The organism is Leisingera sp. CC-HEC093 (genome assembly GCF_059429195.1).
On sequence record NZ_JCAIJR010000001.1, the window covers coordinates 1,325,557 to 1,351,528 of the forward strand.

Genomic DNA, 25,972 nt, shown 5'->3' on the forward strand with positions numbered 1-25,972 from the left:
TAAGAAACAGCCGACCCTGTGCCGGTTGTGAGCCCCATGTAGGATGCGCAGCTGAGTCCCGCAATTGCCGGTTCGGCAGCCCCGCCTTGCACTTTCTGCATAGCAGCAAAAGCCCTGCAGACGGTGCAGAACACGGGATCCGGCCCGCTCCCTTGTGCCGGCGTGGGGATGGTTCCATATAAGGGGCAACTTAACGGAGGCATTTATGGCAGACGATCAATTCCCCGGCTGGCACGGCACCACCATCATCGGCGTCAAGAAAGATGGCCAAGTGGTCATTGCCGGCGACGGCCAGGTTTCGCTGGGGCAAACAGTGATCAAGGGCACCGCCCGCAAGGTGCGCCGCTTGTCGCCTGGCGGATTTGATGTGGTGGCTGGTTTTGCCGGTTCGACCGCGGATGCATTCACCCTTTTGGAACGGCTGGAAGCCAAGCTCGAAGCGACCCCTGGCCAGCTGGCCCGCGCCAGTGTGGAGCTGGCCAAGGACTGGCGCACCGACAAATACCTGCAAAAGCTGGAAGCAATGCTGATTGTCACCGACGGCACCGACATGTTCGTGATTACCGGCGCCGGCGATGTGCTGGAGCCTGAGCATGATGTAGCTGCCATCGGTTCCGGCGGCAATTTTGCCCTGGCTGCCGCCCGCGGCATGATGGACAGCGATAGATCCGCCGAAACCGTGGCCCGGGATGCCATGGCCATCGCCGCGGATATCTGCGTCTACACCAACGGAAACCTGACCGTCGAAACAATCGGCGGCTAATAGCTTTCAGCAAAATTCTTAGCAAAACTTTTCTCAAAAGTTCTGCCCCGGAAAGGACTGACATGACCGATCTCACCCCCCGCGAAATCGTCTCGGAATTGGACCGCTTCATTATTGGCCAGAAGGAAGCCAAGCGCGCCGTGGCCGTGGCGCTGCGGAGCCGTTGGCGGCGCAAGCAGCTGACTGATGATCTGCGTGACGAGGTGTACCCCAAAAACATCCTGATGATCGGGCCCACCGGCGTCGGCAAGACCGAGATTTCCCGGCGCCTGGCCAAGCTGGCCCGTGCGCCCTTTATCAAGGTGGAAGCCACTAAGTTCACTGAAGTCGGCTATGTCGGCCGGGACGTTGAGCAGATTGTTCGCGACCTGGTGGATAGCGCCATTGCCCAGACCCGCGAATTCATGCGCGACGACGTGAAGGCCAATGCCCACAAGGCGGCAGAGGACCGGGTTGTGGAAGCCATTGCTGGTAGCGATGCCCGTGAGGCCACCCGCGAAATGTTCCGCAAAAAGCTGAAGGCAGGAGAGCTGGATGATACTATCATCGAGCTGGATGTGGCCGATAATTCCAACCCAATGGGCATGTTCGAAGTCCCCGGTCAGCCCGGTGGCGGAAACATGGGCATGCTGAACCTGGGCGACCTGTTCGGCAAGGCGATGGGCGGGCGTACCACCCGCAAAAAGATGAGCGTTTCCGAAAGCTATGAAGTGCTTATCAGTGAGGAGGCGGATAAATTGCTGGACGACGAAGCCGTCACCCGCACCGCACTGGAGTCAGTGGAGCAGAACGGCATCGTGTTCCTGGACGAGATTGACAAGGTTTGCGCCCGCCAGGAAACCCGCGGCGGGGACGTCAGCCGGGAAGGCGTGCAGCGTGACCTGCTGCCGCTGATCGAAGGCACCACCGTCAGCACCAAGCACGGGCCGGTCAAAACCGACCATATCCTGTTCATTGCCTCCGGCGCTTTTCATATCGCCAAACCGTCGGATCTGCTGCCGGAACTGCAGGGCCGTTTGCCGATCCGCGTGAACCTGCGGGCGCTGACCGAGAAGGATTTTGTTCGTATCTTGACCGAAACCGACAATGCTCTGACCCGGCAGTACACCGCGCTGATGGGCACCGAGGAAGTGGAAGTGACATTCACGGAGGACGGTATCGCTGCACTGGCCAAGATTGCAGCCGAGGTAAACCAGACTGTCGAGAACATCGGCGCACGGCGGCTCTACACAGTGATGGAACGGGTCTTCGAAGAGCTCTCCTTCACGGCGCCTGACCGCTCTGGTGAGGCCGTCACGGTTGACGCGGCCTTTGTGAAAAAGAACCTTGGTGAGCTTGGCCGCTCTGCAGATGTCAGCCGTTACGTGCTGTAAACCGCCAATACCAGTCGCAGCCACTGGACAATAGCGGCAGGTCAGATAGCCTGCCGCTATTTGAATTCGGGGTTAAAATCATGCCAGTACTGCGCGCGGTTTGCGTTTTTCTACTGATCGGGCTGACAGGCTGTGCGGACAGATCCTACTCGCCGACAGTCCCTGAAGCTTTGAACATCGGCACGCCAAAAACCGTCTTTGCTGCCACAAACCGCGAACCGCTACCGGATGGCACATACGGCTCGGAGCGAACCGACGGGTTCAGCCTCTTGGAACTCACAGTTTCAATTCCGCCGGAACACAAACCCGGCTCGCTTAATTTCGGCTATGGAAATCCGGATCCATCGAACGAATTTACAATGGCGGGACGCAGGAAGTTCCAAACTGAGGAGGCCTTTTCATCCAGGCTGCGGCAAGAGCTGGCCAAGTTTCCTGTCAACGAGAGAGACGTAACAGTATTTGTGCACGGTTTTAATTCCACACAGGCGGAAACCGCGTTCCGGGCTGCACAGCTGACACATGATCTCGATGTTCCCGGTGCGACTGTCATCTATTCCTGGCCCAGCAAGGGAAAGGCGCTTGGCTATGCCTATGACGGCGACAGCGTTCTGTTTGCCCGTGACGGTCTGGAGACGCTTCTGCGCAAGCTGCGCATGTCCGGTTCTGGCCGGGTTGTTGTGGTGGCGCATTCCATGGGCGGGCTGCTGACCATGGAGGCGCTGCGACAGATTGAAATCAAGACACCAGGATGGACAGCCCGCAATCTAGGCGGCGTCATTCTGATGTCACCAGATCTGGATGTCGACGTGTTCAAATCGCAGATGCAGCGCTTTGCTGAGGTGCCGCAACCCTTTGCAATCTTTGTGTCTCAAAAGGATAATATTTTGTCGCTCTCGCAGCGGCTGCGCGGATTGGACGGGAGAGCCAGACTGGGCAATCTGAACAATATCGATGAAATCAGCGACCTGCCGGTAGAGGTCATTGATACCACCGCGTTTTCCGATGAAGCAGGATCGCAGCATTTTGTTGCCGCCACGTCGCCGGCGTTGCTTGCGCTTCTGAACGGAGCTAGGGAAACAGCAGAAGCCTTTGGCCGCGATCAGGCCCGTCTGCGATCGGTTCTGCCCGGCCAGATCATCGTCCGGAACAACGCGATCGAAGTGGCTCTGGACATCCCTCTGTCAGACAATAGATGACTGTCCTCAACGGCTGCGCCGAAGGTAGACATAATAGGCACCGTCGCCGCCATGGCTGATATGAGCAGGTGACACTTGCAAAACAGCCTGTGACAACGGCGGCAAGGCCAACCATTGTGGCACATTGTGGCGCAGCACCCCGCGCGGCACCGGCATCGGACCCGGCTCGTCCCGGTCCTTTCCCTTGCCAGTCACCACCAGCACCAACCGCTTGCCAGATGCTTGCGCCGACAGGATGAAGCGCGTCAGGGCAGGATGCGCAGTGTCGATCCGCATCCCATGCAGGTCAAGCTTTCCTTCCGGTTTGATCTTGCCGCGCTTCATCCGGCGGAAGGCCTTATCATCCATCTGCAGCGGGTCACTGGCCAGGCTACGGGCTATCGCCGGCTTAAGGTCATGTTTTAGCGGTTTGGACTGGGCGCGGCTGCCAACCTTGAACGGGGCCAGGCGCGGCTCGGGCTGCTTGACCGGCTTGGGTTTCGGCATCGGCGGGGCAGGCGGAGAGGAATGCGCACCTGGATGCAGGCGTTCAGTGTGCTTCACGACCTTGTGCCAGAGGTCGATTTCATCTCCTGACAGTTTGCGCCGTGTCATTCAAAGATTTTCCGGCAGCATCGCATAGGCCCGCTGGATTGGCAGCAGCACCACCATCCGGCCCGGGTCTTTCATGGTTCCGGCGGTTTCACCCGCCGCGTCACCAGTGCCAACGAAGATATCCGCCCGTTGCGCGCCCTTGATCGCAGAGCCGGTGTCCTGCGCCACCATCAGCCGGCGCAGCGGCATGTGCCCGTCCTTTTCCACCCATACCGGTGCCCCCAGCGGGGTGTAGGCTGGATCAGCGGCAATTGTGCGCATCGGAGTGACAGAGCGGTTCATCGCCCCGAGCGGCCCCTTAGAAGCCGCCACTTTGCGCACCTCGCGGAAAAACACATAAGACGGGTTGTGAAACAGCAGTTCCTTGCCGTCCGCCGGGTTGCGCCGCACCCAGGATTTGATCACCTGCGCGCTCACCTGATGGGCATTGTAGACACCGCGGCGCACCAGCTCTTTGCCGATGGACTTGTAGGGATGGCCGTTGGCCCCGCCATAGCCGACGCGGATCATGGATCCATCGGGCAACCGGATACGCCCTGACCCTTGGATCTGAAGGAAGAACAGTTCCACCGGATCATCCACCCAGGCAATTTCCAGCCCGCGCCCCTGCATCACTTCACCGGTGAGAATGTCCCGCCGCTGCAGCCAAAGATCAGTGTGCCGCGCCTCAGGCGGCATTTTGTAAACCGGGTAGCGATAGCGGCCTGTAGGGTATCGGGACCCGTCCAATTCCGGCTCAAAGTAGCCAGTGAACAGGGCAGGGCTGCCGTCCTCAATCAGCACAGGGCGAAAAAACAGCTCAAAGAAAGCGCGCGCGCCTTCGGCGGGCTGGGACCGCGCCGCGTTGCACAAAGCCGCCCAGTCAGGGTCTTTCAGGTCCTTGCAGGTTTCCAGAAACACCTTCAGCGCCGCGGCATGATCGTCTTCTGCCCAGCCGTCCAGCTGGGCAAAGTCCATCAGTCTGGACACGGTTTCAGAATGCGCCCCGGAGGCGGTCATCGCGGCACCTGCAACTGCAGCCGCCCCAAGTGCCCCCCGAAGCGCCGCAATCATGCGTCCGTCGCGACAAGCTGCCAGTTGGGATCGTCGCTGCCCATTGTGCGGGCAAAAACCCATGTGTCCTTCTGGCGCTTCACAGCTTTGGGATCGCCCTCGACGATGTCGCCGCCGCGGTCGCGCACCACGGAGGTAAGCTCTCCCACGAAACGCATGGTAATTTCGGCAAGCCCGGACTGCGCGTTAAACCGGGCGTCAGCCAGAGTGGTTTCACGCACACCGATGAATTCGGCCTCAATCTTGTACCCCTGGTCCTCTCGCTGAGCGACGGCGTCAACAAAACTTTCGAACACATCCTCTGCCAGGAATGGCTGGATATCATCCAGATTGCCATGCTCGAACCCCATGAGGATCATTTCATAGGCCCCTCGGGAACCCTGCACGAAATCCTGTACCAGGAACGAGGGTTCCGCTCGCTTCATCGCGGCCAGGGCTTGAGCCTGCGCGCTGCCTTCTTCGACATAATCGGTGATGTCTCGGTCCGGTCCGCCTTCGATCACTTCCAGATCCGGGCGGCGGCTCTTGGCTTCGGATTTCGGCAGCGGCGGCTTTTCAAAGCCTTCGCGTGTTCCCAGAACGCTTTTCAAGCGCAGGATCAGAAACACAGCAATACCGGCCAGAACCAAAAGCTGAATCACAGGCGACTCCATGGATACCTCATGCTAGGCGTTCGTGCTTTGTTTGAAACCAAAGCGGTCAGACCTTATGTAGGTGACGGGCGGGGGCAAGTCTACCGCCCGGACGTATGATCGCAAGGAAACCCACATGTATCTCTTCCTGGCCTTTCTGATGGTTCCCATCATTGAAATTGCTTTGTTTATTCAAGTTGGCGGCGCAATCGGCCTGTGGCCGACACTGGCCATCGTGGTACTGACTGCTTTTCTGGGCACCTGGCTTGTGAGAACCCAAGGGCGCATGGCTATGAGTCATCTGCGATCGTCGTTCCAGCAATTGTCGGATCCTGCCGAGCCTTTGGCCCACGGGGCCATGATCCTGTTTGCGGGCGCGCTGCTGCTGACACCCGGCTTCTTCACCGATGCCGTCGGGTTCGCTCTGCTGGCGCCGCCTGTGCGGCTGGCAGTTTACCGCTATCTGCGCGCCCGTGTCACCGTGGCGCAATTCCAGATGGGCCCGGGCAGCATGCAGAGCCGTCATTATCCTGGCACTACGGGCAGGCCGGATGATGTCATCGACGGCGACTACGAAGATGTGACACCAGGGCCGCGTCCCAGTAGTCCGTCGGGCTGGGTCGACGGCCCCCGTTGAGCTGTCCGAACCAAGCTGTTAAGCACGGATCAAAGCATATTTTAGGAGTATCCCGATGGCCGAAAACGGCGAAGCCCAGCAGCAGCCGCAAGTCCAGATGAACATTCTGGCCCAGTTCATCCGCGACATGTCGTTCGAAAACGTGATGGCGCAGAAAGGCACCGGTGGCGAGGTTCAGCCCGACGTCAGCGTGCAGGTGAATCTGGATGCAAAAAAGCGCTCGGCCGAGAACCAGTATGAGGTTGTCACCAAGCTGACTGTCGAATCCAAGAACAAGGAAAACGGCAACGTTCTGTTCGTGCTGGAGCTTGAGTATGTCGGCGTCTTCAACATCGCCGGTGTGCCCGAAGACCAGCTGCACCCGTTCCTCCTGATTGAATGCCCGCGCATGACTTTCCCGTTCCTGCGCCGCATTGTGTCCGACGTGACCCGCGACGGCGGCTTCCCGCCGCTGAACCTGGACAACATCGATTTTGTGGGGATCTACCGCAACGAGCTGGCCCGCCGCCAGCAAGAGTCAGCGGCCCCCGCGACGGCTCAATAAGGTTGCAATCCTTCGAAACAGGAAGCGCCGCTGGACTTCAGCGGCGCTTTTTTTTTTTTCTAACAGCTCACGACGCTTTCCACAAAGCGCCATCCCCCATTTCTTTGACGAACGCCTCATGTGCTGCCTGTTCTTCCGCAGTGATCCGCTGCGGTAACGCAGACTGCCGCGGGGCAGGGCGCCAGTCGTCCTCCACCTGCGTATTACCAGCGGAGGAGGTCTGCGCTGCCAGGCCGAAATCCGGCTGCCGCCCGCCGATCAGCTCAAGATAGACATCCGCAAGGATTTCGGAGTCGAGAAGCGCCCCGTGCAGGGTCCTGTTGGAATTGTCGATATTGAACCGGCGGCAGAGCGCATCCAGTGTCGCCGGGGAGCCCGGAAACCGCTGGCGCGCCATCGCCAGCGTGTCGATGGCCTGATCCATCGGCAGTTTGGGCAGCCCCATCCAGTCGAGTTCCGCGTTCAGGAACTTCATGTCAAAACTGGCATTGTGAATGACCAGCTTGGAATCCTGAACAAAGTCCAGGAATTTCTGGCCGACCTTGGCAAAGAGCGGCTTGTCCCGCAGGGTTACCGCACCGGGTTCAGGTTTCTGCGGCGGTTCCAGCAGGTCAGGGCCGATCCCATGGACGGAGAACGCCTCAGCAGGCATTGACCGTTCAGGGTTGATGTAGACATGAAACGTCTCCCCGGTCGGCATGTGGTTATAGAGTTCCACCGCACCGATCTCAACGATCCGGTCTCCGGAAAACGGGTCAAACCCTGTGGTTTCGGTATCAAGAACGATTTCACGCATGGCCCGGTTTGCTCCTGATATCTGCGAGGATCTCTGCCACCTGAGCCGCGGCATGGTCGAGTGTATCTGTCTCGATCACATAGTCGGCACGGGCGAGTTTCTGTTCAATCGGCATCTGTTTTTGCAGGATATGCCGGAACTGCTCAACCGTCATTGTACCGCGGGCAAGAACCCGCTCTTGCTGGGTCTGCGCATCCACGCTCACACAGGCCACCGCGTCCATTTCCGCATCGCCGCCGGTTTCAAACAGCAGCGGAATGTCGAAAACCAGAATTCCGCTTTTTGCCGCTGCCCTGAACGCCGCCCGGTCCTGCACGACCAGGGGATGCACGATAGCTTCAATGCGTTTCAGCGCCTTTGGCTCCCTGCCAATTATCTGTTTCAGCGCTTCACGGTTAACTTCTTCGTCCACCACGGCTTCTGAAAAGGCCGCCTGCATTGGCCGAACCGCAGCGCCGCCCTTGCCATAAAGCCGGTGCACCGCCGCATCAGCGTCCCAGACCGCGCAGCCCTGCGCTGCGAATAGCTGGGCCGTGGTGCTTTTGCCCATGCCGATGGATCCGGTGAGGCCGAGGCTGAAACTCATCCGTTCACCGCCGCCCGCGTGGCAGCGTCCACTTCAGGGCGGTGGCCAAACCAGCGCTCAAACCCCGGTACTGCTTGGTGCAGAAGCATGCCCAGCCCGTCGACTGCGGTGCAGCCGGCGTCTTCCGCCGTTTGCAAAAGATCGGTTTTCAAAGGCGCATAAATAAGATCGGTCACTACAGCACTTGACTGCAAGCCATCGAGCGGAACCCGCAGGCGCGGTTTGCCCAGCATGCCAAGCGAGGTGGTGTTGACGATCAGCGCGCCTTCTTCAATCACATTCCCGGCCTGAACCCATTCCACCACTCTGACGCGGTCGCCAAAATCCTTGTGCAGCTGATCCGCGCGGCCGCGGGTCCGGTTTGAAAGCAGGATTTCCGGCACCCCGGCCTCCAGCAGCGAGGCCACCACAGCCCGGCAGGCCCCGCCGGCGCCCAGCACGACTGCGGGACCAGACTGCGGATCCCAATCCGGTGCGCCTTGATGCAAATTGGTGATGAACCCGTAGCCATCGGTATTATCGGCCGTGACCGTTCCATCCTCGCGGAAAATCAGCGTATTGGCGGCACCGATCAGCTTGGCCCGGTCCGTCACCTTGTCGGCGATCTCCATCACCGCTTCTTTGTGGGGAATGGTGACATTGGCGCCAACGAAGCCCATCTTTGGCATCGCCCGGATGGTTTCGGCCAGGTCATCCGGCTCCACATGCATCGGAACATAGTGGCCGGCGATGCCATGCGTCTTCAGCCAATGGCCATGCAGCTGCGGGGATTTGGAATGCGCAACAGGACAGCCAATAACACCAGCGAGCGGGATTTTTGCTTCTGTCATTGCTCGATCACCCCTTGCAGACCCAGGTAACTGATAAGCTCCATCAGCGGCAATCCCAAGACATTAAAGTAGCTGCCGTCTATGCTGGCGAACAGCCGGACGCCTTCCTCCTCCAGCTTGTAAGCGCCGACGGCATGGCGGATGCTGTCCCAGTTCCGGGTGACATAGTCATCCAGGTAGCTGTCAGAGCATTTCCGCATCACCAGCCGCACTTGCCCGACATGGCGCCAGATGGGTTCTCCGCCGCGGTAAATCACCGCCGCTGACAGAAGCATATGGCGCTTTCCGCACATTTCCTTGAGCTGGTGCAAAGCCTCCCCTGCGCTGGCAGGTTTGGACAGAAGGTTTCCTTCGAAATCAAGCACCTGATCACAGCCCAGAACCAGTTTTCCTGGGTGCTTTGCACTGATCTTGCGCGCCTTGGCCTCTGCCAGCGCATCGGCAATGTCCCGCGGTGGCGCCTGTTCGGCCAAAAGAGCCATCTTGATGGCATCCTCATCCAGACGCGGCACGTCAATGGCAAACTCTATGCCTGCCTGACGCAGCAGGTGTGCCCGGATTTCGGAACCGGAAGCCAGCACAATGTGGGCAGTCATGTGGAAAACCCCGTGGGAAAGACGCAGATCGTTTCAGGACGTTTTGTATGGTTTTCCGCGGTTAAGTAAAGACTCCAGGGGTTGACGCAAATCTCAGGATTCAGCCCGCTGAGTCGTCCTTTGTGAGTCAGGATAACTTCGATTTCGTGGATATGCCGGCTCTCCCCGGATCGTCCCGGTGTTATCCCCAAACTCAAACTGGTAAACCTATCCTTAACAGGCCTTATTTTTAGGGTGTTAAGGAAATTCTCACGACTCTTGTTCCATGCGTGCTGGAATCTTATTCCTACTGGGGATAAGCGGAGGAAGATTCACTTATCCACTGGAATCCATGCACACTACAAAAACATCATCCTTCTAATATTTCTTTATTTATTAGGGTGGTCCGATCTGACCGGGGAGAACAGCCCATGGACCTGAGCGATCTGATGTTCACGCTCTACCCATATGCAAAGTCACTGCACATCATGGCAGTGCTTAGCTGGATGGCAGGTCTTTTCTACCTCCCCCGACTGTTCGTGTATCACGTGGAGCAGGCTGAGAAGCTTCAGGAAGCGGTACCGATCTTCCTGATGATGGAGGAGAAGCTCCTCAGGATCATCATGCGCCCTGCAATGTATGTGTCCTGGGCGGCAGGGCTGTTCATCGTGCTGACACCAGGTATCGTTGACTGGAGCTATTTCTGGCCCTGGACCAAGGGAGTGTCGGTGTTCGCCATGACCTGGTTTCATCATTGGTTGCTGTTCCGCTTCCGTGATTTCAAGGAAGGCCGGAATTCTCTGACCGGCGGGCAGTTCAGGCTGATGAATGAGGTGCCGACGGTACTTATGGCGGTGATCGTGATCTCGGTGATCTTCAAATTCTGACACAGAGGCGCTGTAGGCGGGGCTACAGGGGAAGAACGTTTGCAGCCGGCATTTGACTCACCCGGGGCGAGTCCCTATGTATGGCCTCCAACGGACCCGTCCGGGTATCCGTGTTTTCCTAACCTGTCGTGTGACCGACCCCCGGGTAAGCGGGGAGTAGAGGCCGTATCTATATGACCGTGCAATCCCTGAATCTGTCCGACCTTAAGGCCCAAAGCCCCAAGGCGCTTCTGTCCATGGCCGAGGAGTTGGAGATCGAAAACGCCTCGACCATGCGCAAGGGCGAGATGATGTTCCAGATTCTGCGGGAGCGCGCAGATGAAGGCTGGGACATTGGCGGTGACGGCGTGCTGGAAGTACTGCAGGACGGTTTCGGTTTCCTGCGTTCTCCTGAGGCGAACTACCTTCCGGGCCCGGACGATATTTATGTTTCCCCTGACATGATCCGCCAGTATTCTCTGCGCACCGGGGACACGGTCGAAGGCCAGATCAAGGCACCGCTGGAGACAGAGCGCTACTTTGCCCTGACCAATGTCACCAAGATCAACTTCGAGGAGCCTGAGAAGGCCCGGCACAAGATCGCCTTTGACAACCTGACGCCGCTTTACCCGGATGAGCGTCTGAAGATGGAGATCGAGGATCCCACCATCAAGGACCGTTCTGCCCGGGTGATCGACCTGGTTGCGCCGATCGGCAAGGGCCAGCGTTCGCTGATCGTGGCACCGCCGCGCACTGGTAAGACGGTGATCCTGCAGAACATCGCGCATTCGATCGAGAAGAACCATCCGGAGTGCTACCTGATCGTTCTGCTGATCGACGAACGCCCGGAAGAGGTGACTGACATGCAGCGCTCCGTGAAGGGCGAAGTTGTCTCCTCCACCTTCGACGAGCCGGCGACCCGCCACGTTGCAGTGTCGGAAATGGTTATCGAAAAAGCCAAGCGTCTCGTTGAACATAAGCGAGATGTTGTTATCCTGCTTGACTCGATCACAAGACTTGGTAGGGCATTTAACACCGTCGTACCGTCTTCCGGTAAAGTTCTGACCGGTGGTGTTGATGCAAACGCCTTGCAGCGTCCCAAACGCTTCTTTGGTGCTGCCCGGAACATCGAAGAAGGCGGCTCGCTCACCATCATTGCTACTGCGCTGATCGACACCGGTTCACGCATGGACGAGGTGATCTTCGAAGAATTCAAAGGCACTGGTAACTCGGAGATCGTGCTGGACCGCAAGATTGCCGACAAACGCGTGTTCCCGGCGATCGACATCCTCAAGTCAGGCACCCGGAAAGAGGATCTTCTGGTCGATAAGGGGGATCTGGCTAAGACCTTTGTACTGCGCCGCATCCTGAACCCAATGGGTACCACCGACGCTATCGAATTCCTGCTGTCGAAGCTGAAGCAGACCAAGTCAAACTCCGAGTTCTTCGACTCGATGAATACCTGACCCGGGCCGGCAAGAGAGAAGGGCCACCCCATGGAGACGATCTTTGCCCTGGCCTCCGCCCAAGGAAAGGCCGGGGTCGCGGTGATCCGCGTTTCAGGTCCGCTGGCGCTCGACGCCGGCGCGCGGCTCTGTGGCAGTTCGCTGCCGGCGCGAGGAACCAGCCTGAGGGTCCTCAAGACTGAAACTGGAGAGCATCTGGACGAAGCGCTGGTGCTAAGCTTCTCCGCGCCGAAGAGCTTTACTGGTGAAAATACCGTTGAATTTCAAACACATGGAAGCACAGCAGTTGTTTCCGCGGTGCTTGATTCGCTTCGAAGAATTGACGGGCTTCGGATGGCTGAACCCGGTGAGTTCACCCGCCGAGCTTTGGAAAACGGAAACCTAGACCTCGCCCAGGTCGAGGGTCTTGCCGATCTGATTGACGCGGAAACTGAAGCTCAGCGCAAACAGGCGCAAGTTATTCTCGCCGGCGGGCTGGGGCAGCTGGCCGAGACCTGGCGGACCAAACTGATTCGCGCTGCGTCCTTGATCGAAGTGACCATTGATTTCGCTGACGAGGAAGTGCCAGTTGACGTAACCGCTGAAGTTTCGAATCTTCTGGCCGATGTTCAAACCGGCCTTGAAAGCGAAACAGCCGGCGTGAAGATCGCGGAACGCATACGCAGTGGTTTCGAGGTTGCCATTGTCGGAGCGCCGAATGTTGGGAAGTCCACTCTTCTAAATGCGCTGGCCGGCAGGCAGGCCGCTATCACATCCGAATACGCTGGGACCACTCGAGATATTATCGAAGTACGCATGGATCTCGCCGGCTTGCCTGTCACTTTGCTGGATACAGCCGGTCTGCGGGATACTGAAGACCATGTTGAAGGAATCGGAATCGCCTTGGCGCGAAAACGGGCTGAAGACGCTGACTTGCGTGTTTTTCTTGCGGAAAATGATGAGGTCCTGGATGTCGAAATGCGATCCGGCGACATTCGGTTACGGCCTAAGGCAGATTTGCGTGCCGATAAGGAGAACGCAATCTCGGGCCAATCGGGGCAGGGTATTGACCAATTGGTGGATCATATTTCCTCAGTCCTCCAGAACCGTTCGGCCCAAGCGGGCGTTGCCACTCGCGCTCGGCACCGAGATGCCATGCTGTCAGCACTTGTTTGCCTGACTGACGCGCAGGTTATCCTGCTGCGTGGTCCTGAGTTTTATGATATAGCGGCTGAAGAAATGCGGTCAGCCATACGGGCCTTGGAAATGCTGGTTGGCCGTATAGGCGTTGAAAACCTATTGGATGAGATTTTCTCTAGTTTCTGTCTGGGAAAGTGAAGGAGTGTTTCACGTGAAACATTCATCGTACGACGTCATTGTTGTTGGCGGCGGCCACGCCGGCACCGAAGCTGCGCATGCAGCTGCGCGGATGGGGGCTTCCACCGCTCTTGTAACGCTTAATCGGAGCGGTATCGGGGTCATGTCCTGTAATCCGGCAATCGGGGGCCTAGGCAAGGGACACCTCGTCCGGGAAATTGACGCCATGGACGGAGTGATGGGGCGCGTAGCCGATCGTGCCGGCATTCAGTTCCGCTTGCTGAACCGTAGAAAGGGGCCGGCGGTTCAGGGGCCGCGTGCTCAGTCGGATAGAAAAATCTACCGTCAGGAAATGCTTCGGCTGACAGAGAAGCAGAGGTGTTTGGATGTCGTCGAAGGGGAAGTCACGGACTTCCTGATGTTGGGCAATCAGGTCGCGGGCGTGGTCCTGGCGGACGGGAGCGAAATCTCTGCAAAGACAGTAATTCTGACCTCGGGCACTTTTCTCCGAGGCGTTATTCACATTGGTGATGTTTCAAGGCCTGGCGGGCGAATGGGAGATAAGCCGTCTGTGAGGCTTGCGGAGAGGCTGGACAGCTTTGAATTACCGCTGGGTCGGCTGAAAACGGGTACACCACCACGCCTGGACGGGCGCACGATTGATTGGGATGTTTTGGACGCGCAACCGGGTGATGAAGACCCAGTCTTTTTCTCATTCATGACGAAGGCGCTCCAAACACAGCAGGTGTCATGCGGGATAACGCATACAAACTCGGAAACCCACGAGATCATTCGCAAAAACCTCGGCCGCTCAGCCATGTATGGTGGCCATATCGAAGGCATAGGGCCTAGATACTGTCCCTCGATAGAAGACAAAATCGTTCGGTTTGCGGATAAGGAGTCACATCAGATCTTTCTTGAGCCGGAGGGCGTGTCTGACCATACAGTATATCCGAATGGGATTTCGACCAGCTTGCCACAAGAGGTTCAAGAAGCTTATGTGCGCTCGATCAAAGGGCTTGAGAATGCGCACATTCTTCAGCCGGGATACGCAATCGAATACGACTACGTTGACCCACGAGCGCTGCGATCGGATTTGTCGTTGAAAGACGTTCCGGGGCTGTATCTTGCCGGCCAGATCAACGGCACCACTGGTTACGAGGAAGCCGCGGCCCAGGGGCTTGTTGCCGGCTTGAATGCGGCGCGGCACGCAAAAGGACAGGAAGCTGTGAATTTCAGCCGGGCCAATAGCTACATTGGGGTGATGATCGACGATTTAACCACCAACGGTGTTGCTGAACCGTACCGGATGTTCACGTCGCGGGCGGAGTTTCGATTGTCACTGAGAGCTGACAATGCAGATCAGAGGCTGACACCCTTGGCGATTGAAACTGGCTGTGTGGGAGAAGAACGCCGGCGGGTGTTCCTTGATAAAAGCGAGCGCTTATCGGCCACGCGGGAGGTCCTGGAAACCCAGACGTTTACACCGAAACAGGTCGCCGGGGTGGGTATTCGAATCAATCAGGATGGTAACCGGAGAACCGGTCTTGACGTTTTAGCATTTCCTGATGTGTTGTTCGAGGATCTGCTTCAGCTACTACCTGATCTCAGTTCGGTTGAGCCGGCTATCCGTAGGCAGTTGGAGCGGGACGCGCTGTATGCAAACTACATCTCGCGTCAAGAACGGGAGGTGACTGCTTTGAAGCGGGATGAAGGGCATCGCATTCCCAATGACTTCACTTACGAAGGGGTTGAGGGATTGTCGAATGAACTCCAGCAGAAATTGAAAAAGGTTAGGCCGGAAACCCTCGCGCAAGCGGCGCGTGTTGATGGTATGACGCCGGCCGCACTTGCGCTTATCCTTGCTAGACTGCGTAGGGACCAGGTCGGACGGGAGAAGACTGCATGACCTACGGTGACTTGTGGGGTAATCTCAATGTTTCACGTGAAACAATGAGTCGCTTAGAAGTCTTTGAGATCGTAATACGTAAATGGAATCCCAAGATCAACCTTGTGTCCAGAGCCAGCCTTGATCATCTCTGGACCCGGCATATTGCAGATTCCGTCCAAATCTTTCGCTGTGCTTCGGCGCCGGCCCACTGGGTGGATATCGGCAGCGGAGGTGGGTTTCCGGGCCTGATCGTCGCCTTGATAGCTGCAGAGGAAGCACCTGAAATGAAAGTAACTCTGATTGAAAGTGATCAGAGAAAGGCGGCGTTCCTTCGCAGTGCGGCACGGGAATGTGGTGCATCAGTCAAGGTGCTTTCTGACCGGATCGAGCTGGTGGAACCGCAGAAGGCTGGAGTATTGTCTGCGCGGGCCTTGGCAGAACTTTCTGACCTATTGGAGTTCTCACAGCGCCACCTTTCAGAAAGTGGTTTTGCACTGTTTCCTAAAGGGCAGACTTGGAAAAAAGAAGTGGATAAGGCGAGGCAGCGATGGCGGTTCGAAGTGGAACCCGTTAAAAGTCTGACAGAGCCTGAAGCAGTCATTCTGAAAATCTGGGGAGTTGAACGTGTCTGATTTTTCCCGCCCGGAGGGGCCTCGTATCATCGCGGTCGCAAATCAGAAAGGCGGGGTGGGGAAGACAACAACAGCAATCAATCTTGCCGCAGCGTTGGTAGAATGCGGACTGCGGGTTCTGGTAGTGGATCTCGATCCGCAAGGGAACGCTTCGACCGGATTGGGAATTGAGCCGTCTGAACGTGAACTGACCTCTTATGATCTACTGGTGGAAGATGCGTCTCTTCAAGACGTCATTCGCCAAACAGAGATCGAAGACCTCTGTATAATTCCGGCAACGGTAGATCTGAGCTCTGCTGACATCGAGCTATTCACCAATGAAAAGCGGAGTTTTTTGCTGCATGACGCGCTGAGGCAGACGGCAATGGATGAATATGATTGGGACTATGTGCTGATTGATTGCCCGCCGTCTCTGAACCTTCTGACCGTCAATGCGATGGTGGCGGCGCATTCTGTTCTGGTTCCCTTGCAAAGCGAGTTTTTTGCTCTGGAAGGGGTGACGCAGCTTATGCTCACAATTCGCGAAGTACGGCAGTCCGCCAACCCAAACCTTCGTATTGAGGGAATAGTTCTGACCATGTTCGACCGAAGGAATAACCTGTCTCTACAGGTCGAGCAGGATGCCCGGGATAACCTTGGCGATCTTGTGTTTCAGACAAAAATTCCGCGCAATGTTCGCGTCAGCGAAGCCCCTTCCTATGCGCAGCCGGTTCTAAACTATGACACAAATTCTCTGGGTGCTCAGGCTTACCGGGCTCTGGCAGAAGAACTCCTGAATAAACATCACAAAATAGCGGCATAAATGAAGAACACGAACCGGAGGCAACCATGGCAGATAAAAAAACAAAACCGCGCGGTCTGGGCAGAGGGTTGTCGGCGTTGATGGCAGATGTGAACCCTGCGCCTGTAAGCACGCAGGCTGAGGCACCCCGGAATGCTGAAATTTTGGTGCCCATTGAAAATGTAATCGCGAACCCGAACCAGCCTCGGCGGCAGTTCCTGAAGGAAGACCTGGATGATCTGACAGCCTCCATTAAGGAAAAGGGTGTCCTGCAGCCTTTGATCGTGCGGCCGATCCCCGGCGGAAACTACGAGATTGTGGCCGGCGAACGCCGTTGGAGGGCGTCTCAGGCGGCAAAGTTGCATGAAGTTCCAGTTCTGATCCGGGACTACTCTGATCTTGAAATGATGGAAGTCGCCATCATTGAAAATATTCAGCGTTCCGATCTGAATGCGATGGAAGAGGCGCAGAGCTACAAGCAACTGATGGAAAAGTTCGGACGCACTCAGGAGAAGATGGCGGAGGCACTTGGTAAAAGCCGTAGCCACATCGCCAACCTGGTTCGCCTGTTGCATCTGCCGGATGATGTACAAATCCTTGTGCAGGAGCGAAAACTATCTGCCGGTCATGCACGAGCTTTGATTACGTCAGACAATGCATCAGAGCTGGCAAGCAAGATTGTCAAAGGCGGCCTTTCTGTCCGCGCGACAGAAGCGTTGGTCAAAAAAGATGCCGCTGGACCCCAGTCAACCGCTTCAAAGAAAGCACGAAAGGCACCGGAAAAGGACGCTGACACCCGGGCGCTGGAGGGCGACCTGTCTGCGGTGTTGAAAATGAAGGTTTCGATTGATCACAAACCTGGTGGAGAGGCCGGCGCAGTGACGATCAACTATGAGAACCTGGATCAGCTGGATGAGCTTTGTAATCTTCTCAGCCGTTAGGCCGTGTCCAGAGAAAAAGAAGCACAGCGGAAAGAACCACTGCTTGAATTCCTAGAACGTGATTGGGCGCGCCAAGCAGAAAAGACAATCCAAAGACGGCGGCAATCGACAGGGTTGCCGCCTTTTTTGCACCTGGCCGGATGGCGCCATGGTCACGCCAATCCATGATCATCGGGCCAAACACGTTGTGGGCGATGATCCAGTTATGCAGACGTTCCGAGGAATTAGCGAATAAGAATGCGGCAAGAAGCAGGAACGGAACGGTGGGGAGAAGGGGGAGAACAATGCCAATGACGGCCAGGGCGACACAAAACAAACCTAGGCCGGCGTAGAGGAAACGCATTGATTCAATCCATCAAAATTTCGCGGAGTACCGCATTCAATACCGCGCGACCCTGGTCAGTTGCGCGAAGCCTCTGGTCAGAGATAGTCACCATCCCCATTTGTGCAAGGTTGTCTATGCGGTCTTGTGGCATGCGGTGGTTTGCAATCTGCTCATATCGACCTATATCCAGACCTTCTGACAACCGCATACCCATCATGAGGTATTCAACCGCAGCATCTTCCCTATCTAGGGAAACACGCAGGGATTCTCCGTTACCCTGGCTCACAGCATTCAGCCAGGCTCCGGGCGCAAGATGGGTTTCAGTGGCGTAACGTTGGCCATTCAATGTCAGTCGCCCATGTGCACCGGGCCCAATTCCAGCATAGTCACCATAGCGCCAGTATATCAGATTGTGGCGTGATTCCGCGCCTGGCTCGGCGTGATTTGAGATTTCGTAACCTGCCATACCAAAGCCAGCGCAGATATCCTGGGTTGCAAGGTACATGTCCGCAGCTGTGTCATCTTCAGGCAGGCCGCGCAACTTGCCGCGGGCATAGCGATCGCCGAAGGCCGTGCCGTCTTCGATGGTGAGCTGGTACAGGGAGAGGTGGTCAATCGCCATCGACAAGGCTTCCCGCAGCTCGGTTGTCCATGCTTCCAGTGTCTGGCCTTGGCGGGCATAAATCAGATCAAAGCTCACGCGGTCGAAGCAATTGCGTGCGATGTCGAAAGCGGCCTTCGCTTCGGAGACCGTATGAATGCGGCCAAGCCGGCGCAGATCCTCGTCATTCAGGGCCTGTATGCCCATAGAGACCCTGTTTACACCTGCATCCCGGTAGCCGGCAAAGCGCCCAGCTTCGACTGACCCAGGATTGGCTTCAAGAGATATCTCTATGTCATTGGCAAAAGGCCAGATTTCACGTGCCCTATCAATGACTGCGGCCACTGAATCTGGCTGCATCAGGGAAGGGGTGCCGCCGCCAAAGAATATAGAGTTCAAAACACGGCCCTGAAGCTGTTCGGAGAGCCTATCGAGTTCTTGCAGGTAGGCACTAACCCACAGCTCTTGGTCAATTTTTGCCGAAACATGGCTGTTAAAATCGCAATAGGGGCATTTAGCCTGGCAAAAGGGCCAATGCACGTAGAGGCCAAAGCCCCCATTGCGCCAGTCATCCACCGAAACAGCCCTGTACGAACTGGGCAACCGCCTTGCCGCGGTGGCTGATTTTGTTCTTCTCCACTGGGTCCATCTCGGCGCAGGTGAGGTCGTGTCCGTCCGGTTGGAACATTGGATCGTAGCCGAAGCCATGCTCGCCGCGGATCGGCCAGACCAGTTGCCCCGGCATCACGCCCTCGAAAACTTCGTCATGACCGTCGGGCCAGGCTATCACCAGTGTGCAGCGGAATTGGGCGGTGCGGGGGGGCTCTGCGCCGGCCGCAGTCAGTTCGTCATTAGCGCGAGTCATGGCAAGTTTGAAATCACGCCCATTTGGTGTTTGCGCCCAATCGGCAGTATAGACGCCAGGCGCGCCGTCCAGCGCGTCGATGGTTATGCCGGAATCATCGGACAGGGCCGGCAGGTTGGTTGCCTTGGCGGCGGCGTGAGCTTTGATGCGGGCATTGCCGACGAAAGTGTCTTCGGTTTCCTCTGGCTCGGGTAAATTCATCTCGCCGGCGCCAACAACCTGCACACCGAATGGGGTGAGGATCTCTGCGATCTCTTTCAGCTTACCTTTGTTGTGGGTGGCGACAAGCAGCTTGCCGCCTTCCAGTTTGCGGGTCATTTGCAGGCGGCCTTCTGCATTTCGGCCAGTTCAGAAGTACCCTTGGAGGCCAAGTCCATCAGTTGGTTCATCTGATCGCGGGAAAAGACGGAGCCTTCTGCAGACATTTGCACTTCGATCAGCTTGCCAGAACCGGTCATGATGAAGTTGCCGTCGACGCCAGCTTCGGAATCTTCCGGATAGTCCAGGTCCAGCACCGGCTGGCCGGCATAGATGCCGCAGGACACGGCAGAAACCGGATCCATTAGCGGGTCAATCTGAACATCGCCGGCCTTCATCAGCTTGTTCACCGCAAGACGCAGTGCCACCCAGCCGCCGGTGATCGAGGCGCAGCGGGTGCCCCCGTCGGCCTGCAGCACGTCGCAATCGACGGTGATCTGGCGTTCACCCAAGGCAACGCGGTCGACTCCGGCCCGCAAAGCACGGCCGATCAGGCGCTGGATTTCCACAGTGCGGCCGCCCTGCTTGCCAGAAGCCGCCTCGCGGCGCATACGGGTATTGGTGGCACGGGGCAGCATGCCGTATTCGGCTGTAACCCAGCCCAGACCGGTGCCTTTAATGAAGGGCGGCACGCGGTCTTCGATGGTAGCAGTGCACAGGACGTGGGTGTCGCCGGCCTTGATCAGGCAGGAGCCCTCGGCGTGTTTTGTGAAGCCGGTCTCGATCGAGACAGGGCGCATTTCATTCAGTTCTCGTCCTGAGGGTCGCATGGCACATCCTTTTTCTGTTGGCTTGGGGATATCCCCCGGACGCGGGGCTATGCAAGCCCGATTGACCTTTTCCCAGTCTGCTCCTTAATGACATATAGGCGCCGGCTTCTTATGTTTAGACCGGAAGAAATGCTGGTAGGCTGATGAGCGATCCGAACAACATTCTGAAGGACTTGAATGACCGCTCCCGGGACGTGTTCCGGGCAGTAGTGGAGACATATCTGGAGAGCGGTGATCCGGTTGGCAGCCGTACCCTAACCCGCTCGCTGAGTGAAAAGGTCAGTGCTGCCACTGTGCGCAATGTGATGCAGGACCTGGAATATCTAGGCCTTCTGGACAGCCCGCATGTTAGTGCGGGTAGAGTGCCCACGCAGATTGGGCTCAGGATGTTCGTTGACGGGTTGCTGGAGGTTGGAGACCTCAACGCGAATGACCGTGAAAAGATTGACGCGACGCTTGGCCGGAATGCGGGCGATGTTGGCGGAATGCTGGACCGTGTTGGCTCGGCGCTGTCGGGTGTGACGCAAGGCGCCTCGTTGGTACTGACACCCAAGCATGAGGCGGAGATCAGACATATTGAGTTTGTCTCCCTGGCGCATGACCGGGCGCTGGTGGTTTTGGTGTTCTCTGATGGACATGTTGAGAACCGGCTGTTCTCACCGCCGCCAGGGCAGACGCCAAGTTCCATGCGGGAGGCTGCGAATTTCTTGAACGCGCTGATCGAAGGAAAAACGCTGAGCCAAGTGCAGCGGCAGATCCAGAAAGAGATTTCAGCCCGGCGTCAGGAAATTGACAGTCTTGCACATGCAATGATTGAAAGCGGAATGGCGGTTTGGGAGGAGGAGGGCAGCGAGCAGGCCAGGCTGATTGTGCGCGGGCGGGCGAATCTCCTTGCGGAGACTGGCGCGGCGGAGGAACTGGAGCGGATCCGGACGCTGTTCGACGATCTGGAACGCAAGCGTGACATCGCTGAATTCCTGGAACTGACCGAGGAAGGCGAGGGTGTGCGCATTTTTATCGGGTCGGAGAATAAACTTTTCTCACTTTCGGGTTCCTCTTTGGTGGTGTCTCCCTATATGAACGCGGATCGAAAGATCATCGGTGCGGTAGGAGTGATTGGCCCGACGCGCCTGAATTACGGACGGATCGTGCCGATTGTGGACTATACGGCACAACTGGTCGGCAAGCTGTTGTCGGACCGGAGTTAGAGGTGGAACATGGCAGAGCTCAAGGACGAAGACTTTCTGGATGACATCGCCGCAGCCGAAGCTGAAGAGCTGGCTGCGCAGACCGAGGAATTTGATGATGCCTCGTTGGAAATCGATGCGCTCCGGGCGGAACGCGATGAGCTGAAAGACCGCTTTATGCGGGCACTGGCGGATGCGGAAAATGCCCGTAAGCGCGGTGACAAAGCTCGCCGCGAGGCAGAGCAGTACGGCGGTTCGAAATTGGCCCGAGACATGCTGCCGGTTTATGACAACATGAAACGTGCGATCGAAGCAGCAACCGACGAGCAGCGCGAAGTTTCCGCTGCCTTGATTGAAGGCGTGGAACTGACCATGCGCTCGCTGCTGGGCGTGTTTGAGAGACACGGTATCCGCATAGTGTCACCGGAAGTGGGCGACAAATTCGACCCGCAAGTGCATGAGGCGATGTTCGAAGCACCGGTGCCGGGCACCAAAGCGGGCGATATTATCCAGGTGTCCGCGGAAGGTTTCATGCTGCATGACCGCCTGCTGCGGGCCGCGCAGGTTGGTGTTTCCTCAACACCGGCCAGCTGATGCTGACAGGCTTCGACGAGCCTGGCCTCCAGTGTAAGTTTTTGGGAAAATGAAAGGGCGGGTCCGTTTGGATCCGCCTTTGCTTTAGCTTGCTGCTTCTTTGAGTTTGTACAGCATTTCCAGCGCTTCCCGCGGAGAGAGCTCGTCTGGGTGTATGCCGGCGAGAAGTTCTTCTGCAGGCGAAGGTCCCGCCGTTGCCTTGGGTTGTGGCGGCGGGGCTGCTGCGAAAAGGGGAAGGTCATCGATCTGGATCTTGGATCCGCCTTCGCGGCTGCCCTGTTCCAGCATGTCCAAAACGTCACGCGCACGTGCAACAACAGAGGATGGCAGCCCGGCAAGCTGGGCGACTTGGACACCATAGGAGCGGTCGGCAGCCCCTTTGCGCACTTCGTGCAGGAAGATGACTTCGCCTTCCCATTCCTTGACAGCCACAGTGGCATTGTCGACGCCGTCCAGCTTGGAAGCAAGCTGGGTCAGCTCATGGTAGTGGGTAGCAAAAAGCGCGCGGGACCGGTTCACCTCGTGCAGGTGTTCGAGCGTCGCCCAGGCAATAGACAGACCGTCATAGGTGGCAGTACCGCGGCCGATTTCGTCAAGGATCACCAGCGCCCGGTCGTCTGCTTGATTCAGGATCGCAGCGGTTTCGACCATTTCCACCATAAATGTGGAACGGCCGCGGGCCAGATCATCGGAGGCGCCGACGCGGCTGAACAACTGGCTGACAAGGCCGATATGGGCGGATTCAGCTGGGACATAGCTGCCCATCTGTGCGAGCAGGGCTATTAATGCGTTCTGGCGCAAAAAGGTTGACTTACCGGCCATGTTGGGACCGGTAAGCAGCCAGACAGCAGCGCCGTCCTGCGCTGTCAAAGCGCAATCGTTGGCGACGAAAGTCTCGCCGCCTTGCTGGCGCAAGGCCTGTTCCACAACCGGGTGGCGCCCGCCCGCCACGTGAAACGCACGGCTGTTATCGACCTTTGGGCGGGTCCAGTTTTCACCGCGGGCCAAATCTGCCAGCCCCGTCATCAGATCAAGTTCCGCCAGACCCCGTGCTGCAGTGTTGAGACGCGCAGAACAATCCAAAACCGCATCAGAAAGCCCTGCGTAGAGCCGCTTCTCGATCTCCAGCGCCAAGTTGCCTGCGTTTAGGATACGAGTTTCGATCTCGCTCAGCTCCACCGTGGTAAAGCGCACCTGGTTGGCGGTGGTCTGGCGGTGGATGTACGTTTGGTTCAGCGGTGGCGACATCATCTTGTCTGCGTGGGTGGCAGTGGTTTCGATGAAATAGCCCAGAACATTGTTGTGTTTGATCTTCAGCGAGGTGACGCCAGTGTGCTCTGCATATTTCTTCTGCATTGAAGCTATGACCGAACGGCCTTCGTCGCGCAGGGTGCGAGCCTCATCAAGATCCGGATCATAACCTGTTGCAATGAACCCGCCGTCGCGGGCCAGCAGGGGTGGTTCTGCCACAAGGGCTGCGTCCAGCAGCGACAACAGATCGTCAAAGCCCCGCAGATCGGCCACGGCGCTGCCCATTAGATCAGGCAAGTCCATGCCCGAGCAGAGGCCGGCGATAACTTCTGCCTGTGACAGCCCGTTGCGGATGGCAGCCAGATCGCGCGGGCCGCCGCGCTCCAGTGCCAGGCGCGAGAGAGCGCGGTCGAGATCCGGTGTCTTGCGCAGTGCGGAGCGCAGATCCGCGGCGGTTTGTGTGTTTTCAACGGCAAAATCCAGGGCGGCCAAACGCCGGTGGATGGTCTCCAGGTTACGCGATGGGCTGGACAGCCGCTGTTCCAGCAGCCGGGCGCCGCTTGGAGTGACGGACCGATCCACGATGGACAGCAAGGAACCGGCACGGCCGCCGGACAGGGACCGTGTCAGCTCCAGATTGCGGCGGGTGGCAGCGTCTATCTGCACCACCCGGTCCTGTGCTTCCTGCTGCGGCGGCTGCAACAGCGGCAGTTTGCCTTTCTGGGTAATTTCCAGGTAGTCGATCAGCGCACCCATAGCGGAGATTTCGGCGCGGGAGAATGTGCCGAAGCCGTCTAGTGCGCTGACATTAAAAAGGGTGCAGATGCGTTTTTCGGCGGCGGTGCTATCAAAACTTGCCTTGCCTAGCGGGGTCAGCGGGATTTTGTATTCATCGGCCAGCGGACGGGTTGCATCATAGGCCGGGCCATCGGCAATGATCAGCTCAGAGGGTGCCAGACGCGCCAGTTCCGGGGATAGGCGCACCCGCGCAATCGGCATAACATGAAACGCGCCGGTGGAGATATCTGCCCAGGCCAAGGCAGCGTCGTCGCGCAGTTCCGAATAGGAAACCAGAAAATTGTGGCGCCGTGCCTCCAGCAGGGAATCTTCGGTCAGGGTCCCCGGCGTCACCAGGCGCACCACATCACGTTTCACGACAGACTTGGACCCGCGCTTTTTGGCCTCTGCCGGGCTTTCCAGTTGTTCGCCGACGGCTACGCGAAACCCCTTGCGGATAAGGGTCAGCAAGTAGCCTTCGGCGGCATGGACGGGCACACCGCACATGGGGATGTCTTCGCCGTTGTGCTTGCCGCGCTTTGTTAGCGCAATATCCAGCGCTTCTGCAGCGTTGACCGCATCTTCAAAAAACATCTCGTAAAAGTCGCCCATGCGATAGAAAAGCAGAGCATCCGCGTGCGCTTCCTTGATTTCGAGATATTGCGCCATCATGGGCGTTACGGTCATTGGAGGTCCCCCGGGGTCGTCTTTGCAAGACATCTACAATGGGGGCGGAGCGAGGAAAACCCGGATATGGCTGCCGCCACGGGGGACGGCGGCAGCCTGCTGTCAGTAGAGATTGCGCAGTGTGTCGGGCATCGTGTTGACGATGGACAGCGACAGGGTGCTTAGCTGCTGTTGTGTCTGCAATGCCAGCAGTTTGGTTGCGGCCTGTTCTATGTTGGTGTCGATCATGGAACTTACCCCTTGGGTGATGGAGTCCGACAGTTTGCTGACGTATTGACCCTGGCCGGCAAGTTGACTGGCGCCGGCCCCCAAAGAGGCCGAACTGTCGATAGCATAGGACAGGAATCCCTCAATCTCTCCCAATGCGGCCAAGGCACTTGTTTGGTCGGTGATCGCGGTGCGGCTACTAAGATCAAACTGCGGGCTTCCTTCAAAATCCACTCCGTCAACGCTCAGCGTGGAAAGACTGCCGCTTGCGGATGGCCCGGACGGGACGCTGAGGGAAGTACCGCCTGCACCGTCGACATCGGTTTTCAGGAGGTTCACCCCGTTGAAGCTGGAGGCAGAGACAATCGAATTGATCTTTTCTGTCTTTTTCGCCAGGGCTGTTTCGAATTTGCTGAAGTCGCCCATTCCGCTAGCGGCCATCACTGCCAGCGACCGCATTTCTGTCAGTGTCTCAGTGATCTGTTCAGCCCCGGCTGAGGCAACCGCCACGGTAGCCTCGCCCAGAGACAAAGAGTCTGATACGGAGCGTAAGCCGGAAATCTCCGAGTACATCTGTTCGGAGATTGCCCAGAGGGCTGCATTGTCTTGTGCCGTATTGATGTTCTGGCCGGTGGATATGCTGCCATGAACGTCATTGAGGCGGTCAGTGACACCGCCCAATGTTTGCAAGGCCACCATTGCACCGGAATTGTTGTGGAAGCTTATCATTCCTCACTTTTCCTTTGATCCCATGCCCTTGTACGGGCGAACAAACGCCGTTCTGACCGTTGCTTGCAGGCCTCTGATTTCCTGACCTCAGCGCCACCTGCAGGGCAGGTGCGCGTTAATACCTATTAAGAAAATACAGCATTCCGCAGTCTGCTTTGAGGCAAAAACCTGACGGAATTTATCGTCTTTTAGCCGCTTTTTTCTAAAATCTGGCGATACAGATTCTTGAAACCGCGGATTGAGGGGCGCCGTGGGCTGGGCTAAGACGG

At 57.5% G+C, this 25,972-nt stretch carries 27 protein-coding genes; 14 read left to right on the forward strand and 13 right to left on the reverse strand.

Features of this window, described 5'->3' with window-relative positions; genetic code table 11:
- The first annotated feature begins 205 nt into the window (after positions 1-205).
- From hslV to AC5STB_RS06395, 3 genes are all read left to right on the forward strand, one after another.
- A complete protein-coding gene (gene hslV, locus AC5STB_RS06385) occupies positions 206-763 on the forward strand; it encodes an ATP-dependent protease subunit HslV (protein WP_222476830.1) in 558 nt (185 codons plus the stop codon).
- 62 nt (positions 764-825) lie between these two features.
- On the forward strand, positions 826-2,136 hold the full coding sequence (gene hslU, locus AC5STB_RS06390) for an ATP-dependent protease ATPase subunit HslU (protein ID WP_495442129.1): 1,311 nt from the start codon (positions 826-828) through the stop codon (positions 2,134-2,136).
- 80 nt (positions 2,137-2,216) lie between these two features.
- A complete protein-coding gene (locus AC5STB_RS06395; protein ID WP_495442130.1) occupies positions 2,217-3,332 on the forward strand; it encodes an alpha/beta hydrolase in 1,116 nt (371 codons plus the stop codon).
- 6 nt (positions 3,333-3,338) lie between these two features.
- Here the strand turns inward: AC5STB_RS06395 and AC5STB_RS06400 are convergent, their stop codons facing one another.
- From AC5STB_RS06400 to AC5STB_RS06410, 3 genes are read right to left on the reverse strand one after another with little or no spacing between them, the layout of a single operon-like run.
- Positions 3,339-3,926, reverse strand: a complete 588-nt coding sequence (locus tag AC5STB_RS06400) for a Smr/MutS family protein (RefSeq protein ID WP_495442131.1) — start codon at positions 3,924-3,926, stop codon at positions 3,339-3,341.
- Complete coding sequence (gene mltA, locus AC5STB_RS06405; RefSeq protein WP_495442132.1) at positions 3,927-4,979, reverse strand: murein transglycosylase A; 1,053 nt, start codon at positions 4,977-4,979, stop codon at positions 3,927-3,929.
- Positions 4,976-5,632 carry a Tim44/TimA family putative adaptor protein gene (locus tag AC5STB_RS06410; protein WP_495442133.1) on the reverse strand — a complete coding sequence of 219 codons (657 nt, stop codon included), beginning with the start codon at positions 5,630-5,632 and terminating at the stop codon, positions 4,976-4,978. The genes mltA and AC5STB_RS06410 overlap by 4 nt, the downstream gene beginning before the upstream one ends.
- A gap of 115 nt (positions 5,633-5,747) precedes the next feature.
- Here AC5STB_RS06410 and AC5STB_RS06415 point away from each other — a divergent pair, with 115 nt between their 5' ends.
- Together AC5STB_RS06415 and secB are read left to right on the forward strand one after the other, a co-directional pair.
- Positions 5,748-6,248, forward strand: a complete 501-nt coding sequence (locus tag AC5STB_RS06415; protein ID WP_495442134.1) for an FxsA family protein — start codon at positions 5,748-5,750, stop codon at positions 6,246-6,248.
- A 55-nt stretch (positions 6,249-6,303) separates the two neighbouring features.
- Positions 6,304-6,792, forward strand: a complete 489-nt coding sequence (gene secB / locus AC5STB_RS06420; protein WP_495442135.1) for a protein-export chaperone SecB — start codon at positions 6,304-6,306, stop codon at positions 6,790-6,792.
- Positions 6,793-6,859: 67 nt separating this feature from the next.
- On the opposite strand, the gene dnaQ is transcribed toward secB, so the two are convergent.
- Genes dnaQ through AC5STB_RS06440 form a run of 4 tightly spaced genes read right to left on the reverse strand, consistent with a single transcriptional unit; the run spans position 6,860 to position 9,600 of the window.
- On the reverse strand, positions 6,860-7,588 hold the full coding sequence (gene dnaQ, locus AC5STB_RS06425; RefSeq protein WP_495442136.1) for a DNA polymerase III subunit epsilon: 729 nt from the start codon (positions 7,586-7,588) through the stop codon (positions 6,860-6,862).
- Positions 7,581-8,174 carry a dephospho-CoA kinase gene (coaE, locus tag AC5STB_RS06430; protein WP_495442137.1) on the reverse strand — a complete coding sequence of 198 codons (594 nt, stop codon included), beginning with the start codon at positions 8,172-8,174 and terminating at the stop codon, positions 7,581-7,583. The genes dnaQ and coaE overlap by 8 nt, the downstream gene beginning before the upstream one ends.
- Positions 8,171-9,004, reverse strand: a complete 834-nt coding sequence (locus tag AC5STB_RS06435; RefSeq protein WP_495442138.1) for a shikimate dehydrogenase — start codon at positions 9,002-9,004, stop codon at positions 8,171-8,173. Before AC5STB_RS06435 ends, coaE begins: the two co-directional genes overlap by 4 nt.
- Positions 9,001-9,600, reverse strand: coding sequence for a Maf family protein (locus AC5STB_RS06440; RefSeq protein ID WP_495442139.1), 600 nt, complete (start codon positions 9,598-9,600; stop codon positions 9,001-9,003). The genes AC5STB_RS06435 and AC5STB_RS06440 overlap by 4 nt, the downstream gene beginning before the upstream one ends.
- 410 nt (positions 9,601-10,010) lie before the next feature.
- Here AC5STB_RS06440 and AC5STB_RS06445 point away from each other — a divergent pair, with 410 nt between their 5' ends.
- The 7 genes from AC5STB_RS06445 to AC5STB_RS06475 all read left to right on the forward strand — a co-directional run bounded on the left by AC5STB_RS06445 (position 10,011) and on the right by AC5STB_RS06475 (position 17,452).
- Positions 10,011-10,466, forward strand: coding sequence for a CopD family protein (locus tag AC5STB_RS06445; RefSeq protein ID WP_495442140.1), 456 nt, complete (start codon positions 10,011-10,013; stop codon positions 10,464-10,466).
- A gap of 173 nt (positions 10,467-10,639) precedes the next feature.
- The gene (gene rho, locus AC5STB_RS06450; protein WP_495442141.1) at positions 10,640-11,911 is read left to right on the forward strand and encodes a transcription termination factor Rho; all 1,272 of its coding nucleotides are present in this window, start codon (positions 10,640-10,642) and stop codon (positions 11,909-11,911) included.
- Between the two features lie 30 nt (positions 11,912-11,941).
- A complete protein-coding gene (gene mnmE, locus AC5STB_RS06455; RefSeq protein ID WP_495442142.1) occupies positions 11,942-13,228 on the forward strand; it encodes a tRNA uridine-5-carboxymethylaminomethyl(34) synthesis GTPase MnmE in 1,287 nt (428 codons plus the stop codon).
- 13 nt (positions 13,229-13,241) lie between these two features.
- Positions 13,242-15,116 carry a tRNA uridine-5-carboxymethylaminomethyl(34) synthesis enzyme MnmG gene (mnmG, locus tag AC5STB_RS06460; protein WP_495442143.1) on the forward strand — a complete coding sequence of 625 codons (1,875 nt, stop codon included), beginning with the start codon at positions 13,242-13,244 and terminating at the stop codon, positions 15,114-15,116.
- Complete coding sequence (gene rsmG, locus AC5STB_RS06465) at positions 15,113-15,730, forward strand: 16S rRNA (guanine(527)-N(7))-methyltransferase RsmG (protein ID WP_495442144.1); 618 nt, start codon at positions 15,113-15,115, stop codon at positions 15,728-15,730. The genes mnmG and rsmG overlap by 4 nt, the downstream gene beginning before the upstream one ends.
- Positions 15,723-16,532 carry a ParA family protein gene (locus AC5STB_RS06470; RefSeq protein WP_495442145.1) on the forward strand — a complete coding sequence of 270 codons (810 nt, stop codon included), beginning with the start codon at positions 15,723-15,725 and terminating at the stop codon, positions 16,530-16,532. The genes rsmG and AC5STB_RS06470 overlap by 8 nt, the downstream gene beginning before the upstream one ends.
- 26 nt (positions 16,533-16,558) lie before the next feature.
- Positions 16,559-17,452 (forward strand): ParB/RepB/Spo0J family partition protein, encoded by an 894-nt coding sequence (locus tag AC5STB_RS06475; protein ID WP_495442146.1) that lies wholly within the window; start codon positions 16,559-16,561, stop codon positions 17,450-17,452.
- On the opposite strand, the gene AC5STB_RS06480 is transcribed toward AC5STB_RS06475, so the two are convergent.
- The 4 genes from AC5STB_RS06480 to rph are packed head-to-tail and all read right to left on the reverse strand — an operon-like array spanning position 17,442 to position 20,271.
- Positions 17,442-17,795, reverse strand: coding sequence for a YbaN family protein (locus tag AC5STB_RS06480; protein ID WP_495442147.1), 354 nt, complete (start codon positions 17,793-17,795; stop codon positions 17,442-17,444). The two genes, AC5STB_RS06475 and AC5STB_RS06480, sit on opposite strands and share 11 nt — an antisense overlap.
- Before the next feature lie 4 nt (positions 17,796-17,799).
- Positions 17,800-18,954: a radical SAM family heme chaperone HemW gene (gene hemW / locus AC5STB_RS06485; RefSeq protein ID WP_495442148.1), complete on the reverse strand. Its 1,155-nt coding sequence runs from the start codon at positions 18,952-18,954 to the stop codon at positions 17,800-17,802.
- Positions 18,947-19,561 carry an RdgB/HAM1 family non-canonical purine NTP pyrophosphatase gene (gene rdgB, locus AC5STB_RS06490; RefSeq protein ID WP_495442149.1) on the reverse strand — a complete coding sequence of 205 codons (615 nt, stop codon included), beginning with the start codon at positions 19,559-19,561 and terminating at the stop codon, positions 18,947-18,949. The genes hemW and rdgB overlap by 8 nt, the downstream gene beginning before the upstream one ends.
- Complete coding sequence (rph, locus tag AC5STB_RS06495) at positions 19,558-20,271, reverse strand: ribonuclease PH (protein WP_495442150.1); 714 nt, start codon at positions 20,269-20,271, stop codon at positions 19,558-19,560. Before rph ends, rdgB begins: the two co-directional genes overlap by 4 nt.
- Positions 20,272-20,414: 143 nt before the next feature.
- Between rph and hrcA the strand changes: the two genes are divergently transcribed.
- Both hrcA and AC5STB_RS06505 read left to right on the forward strand, forming a co-directional pair.
- Positions 20,415-21,479, forward strand: coding sequence for a heat-inducible transcriptional repressor HrcA (hrcA, locus tag AC5STB_RS06500; RefSeq protein ID WP_495442151.1), 1,065 nt, complete (start codon positions 20,415-20,417; stop codon positions 21,477-21,479).
- A 9-nt stretch (positions 21,480-21,488) separates the two neighbouring features.
- Positions 21,489-22,052, forward strand: coding sequence for a nucleotide exchange factor GrpE (locus AC5STB_RS06505; protein WP_495442152.1), 564 nt, complete (start codon positions 21,489-21,491; stop codon positions 22,050-22,052).
- Positions 22,053-22,136: 84 nt separating this feature from the next.
- Here the strand turns inward: AC5STB_RS06505 and mutS are convergent, their stop codons facing one another.
- A complete protein-coding gene (gene mutS / locus AC5STB_RS06510; protein WP_495442153.1) occupies positions 22,137-24,767 on the reverse strand; it encodes a DNA mismatch repair protein MutS in 2,631 nt (876 codons plus the stop codon).
- Between the two features lie 102 nt (positions 24,768-24,869).
- Entirely contained in the window at positions 24,870-25,703 is an 834-nt protein-coding gene (locus AC5STB_RS06515) for a flagellin (RefSeq protein WP_495442154.1), read from the reverse strand.
- Positions 25,704-25,972 lie beyond the last annotated feature (269 nt).

Coding starts and splice junctions, on each gene's coding strand:
- hslV (WP_222476830.1), top strand. CDS start 206: ATGGCAGACGATCAATTCCCCGGCTGGCACGGCACCACCATCATCGGC.
- hslU (WP_495442129.1), top strand. CDS start 826: ATGACCGATCTCACCCCCCGCGAAATCGTCTCGGAATTGGACCGCTTC.
- AC5STB_RS06395 (WP_495442130.1), top strand. CDS start 2,217: ATGCCAGTACTGCGCGCGGTTTGCGTTTTTCTACTGATCGGGCTGACA.
- AC5STB_RS06400 (WP_495442131.1), bottom strand. CDS start 3,926: ATGACACGGCGCAAACTGTCAGGAGATGAAATCGACCTCTGGCACAAG.
- mltA (WP_495442132.1), bottom strand. CDS start 4,979: ATGATTGCGGCGCTTCGGGGGGCACTTGGGGCGGCTGCAGTTGCAGGT.
- AC5STB_RS06410 (WP_495442133.1), bottom strand. CDS start 5,632: ATGGAGTCGCCTGTGATTCAGCTTTTGGTTCTGGCCGGTATTGCTGTG.
- AC5STB_RS06415 (WP_495442134.1), top strand. CDS start 5,748: ATGTATCTCTTCCTGGCCTTTCTGATGGTTCCCATCATTGAAATTGCT.
- secB (WP_495442135.1), top strand. CDS start 6,304: ATGGCCGAAAACGGCGAAGCCCAGCAGCAGCCGCAAGTCCAGATGAAC.
- dnaQ (WP_495442136.1), bottom strand. CDS start 7,588: ATGCGTGAAATCGTTCTTGATACCGAAACCACAGGGTTTGACCCGTTT.
- coaE (WP_495442137.1), bottom strand. CDS start 8,174: ATGAGTTTCAGCCTCGGCCTCACCGGATCCATCGGCATGGGCAAAAGC.
- AC5STB_RS06435 (WP_495442138.1), bottom strand. CDS start 9,004: ATGACAGAAGCAAAAATCCCGCTCGCTGGTGTTATTGGCTGTCCTGTT.
- AC5STB_RS06440 (WP_495442139.1), bottom strand. CDS start 9,600: ATGACTGCCCACATTGTGCTGGCTTCCGGTTCCGAAATCCGGGCACAC.
- AC5STB_RS06445 (WP_495442140.1), top strand. CDS start 10,011: ATGGACCTGAGCGATCTGATGTTCACGCTCTACCCATATGCAAAGTCA.
- rho (WP_495442141.1), top strand. CDS start 10,640: ATGACCGTGCAATCCCTGAATCTGTCCGACCTTAAGGCCCAAAGCCCC.
- mnmE (WP_495442142.1), top strand. CDS start 11,942: ATGGAGACGATCTTTGCCCTGGCCTCCGCCCAAGGAAAGGCCGGGGTC.
- rsmG (WP_495442144.1), top strand. CDS start 15,113: ATGACCTACGGTGACTTGTGGGGTAATCTCAATGTTTCACGTGAAACA.
- AC5STB_RS06475 (WP_495442146.1), top strand. CDS start 16,559: ATGGCAGATAAAAAAACAAAACCGCGCGGTCTGGGCAGAGGGTTGTCG.
- AC5STB_RS06480 (WP_495442147.1), bottom strand. CDS start 17,795: ATGCGTTTCCTCTACGCCGGCCTAGGTTTGTTTTGTGTCGCCCTGGCC.
- rdgB (WP_495442149.1), bottom strand. CDS start 19,561: ATGACCCGCAAACTGGAAGGCGGCAAGCTGCTTGTCGCCACCCACAAC.
- rph (WP_495442150.1), bottom strand. CDS start 20,271: ATGCGACCCTCAGGACGAGAACTGAATGAAATGCGCCCTGTCTCGATC.
- hrcA (WP_495442151.1), top strand. CDS start 20,415: ATGAGCGATCCGAACAACATTCTGAAGGACTTGAATGACCGCTCCCGG.
- AC5STB_RS06505 (WP_495442152.1), top strand. CDS start 21,489: ATGGCAGAGCTCAAGGACGAAGACTTTCTGGATGACATCGCCGCAGCC.
- mutS (WP_495442153.1), bottom strand. CDS start 24,767: ATGACCGTAACGCCCATGATGGCGCAATATCTCGAAATCAAGGAAGCG.
- AC5STB_RS06515 (WP_495442154.1), bottom strand. CDS start 25,703: ATGATAAGCTTCCACAACAATTCCGGTGCAATGGTGGCCTTGCAAACA.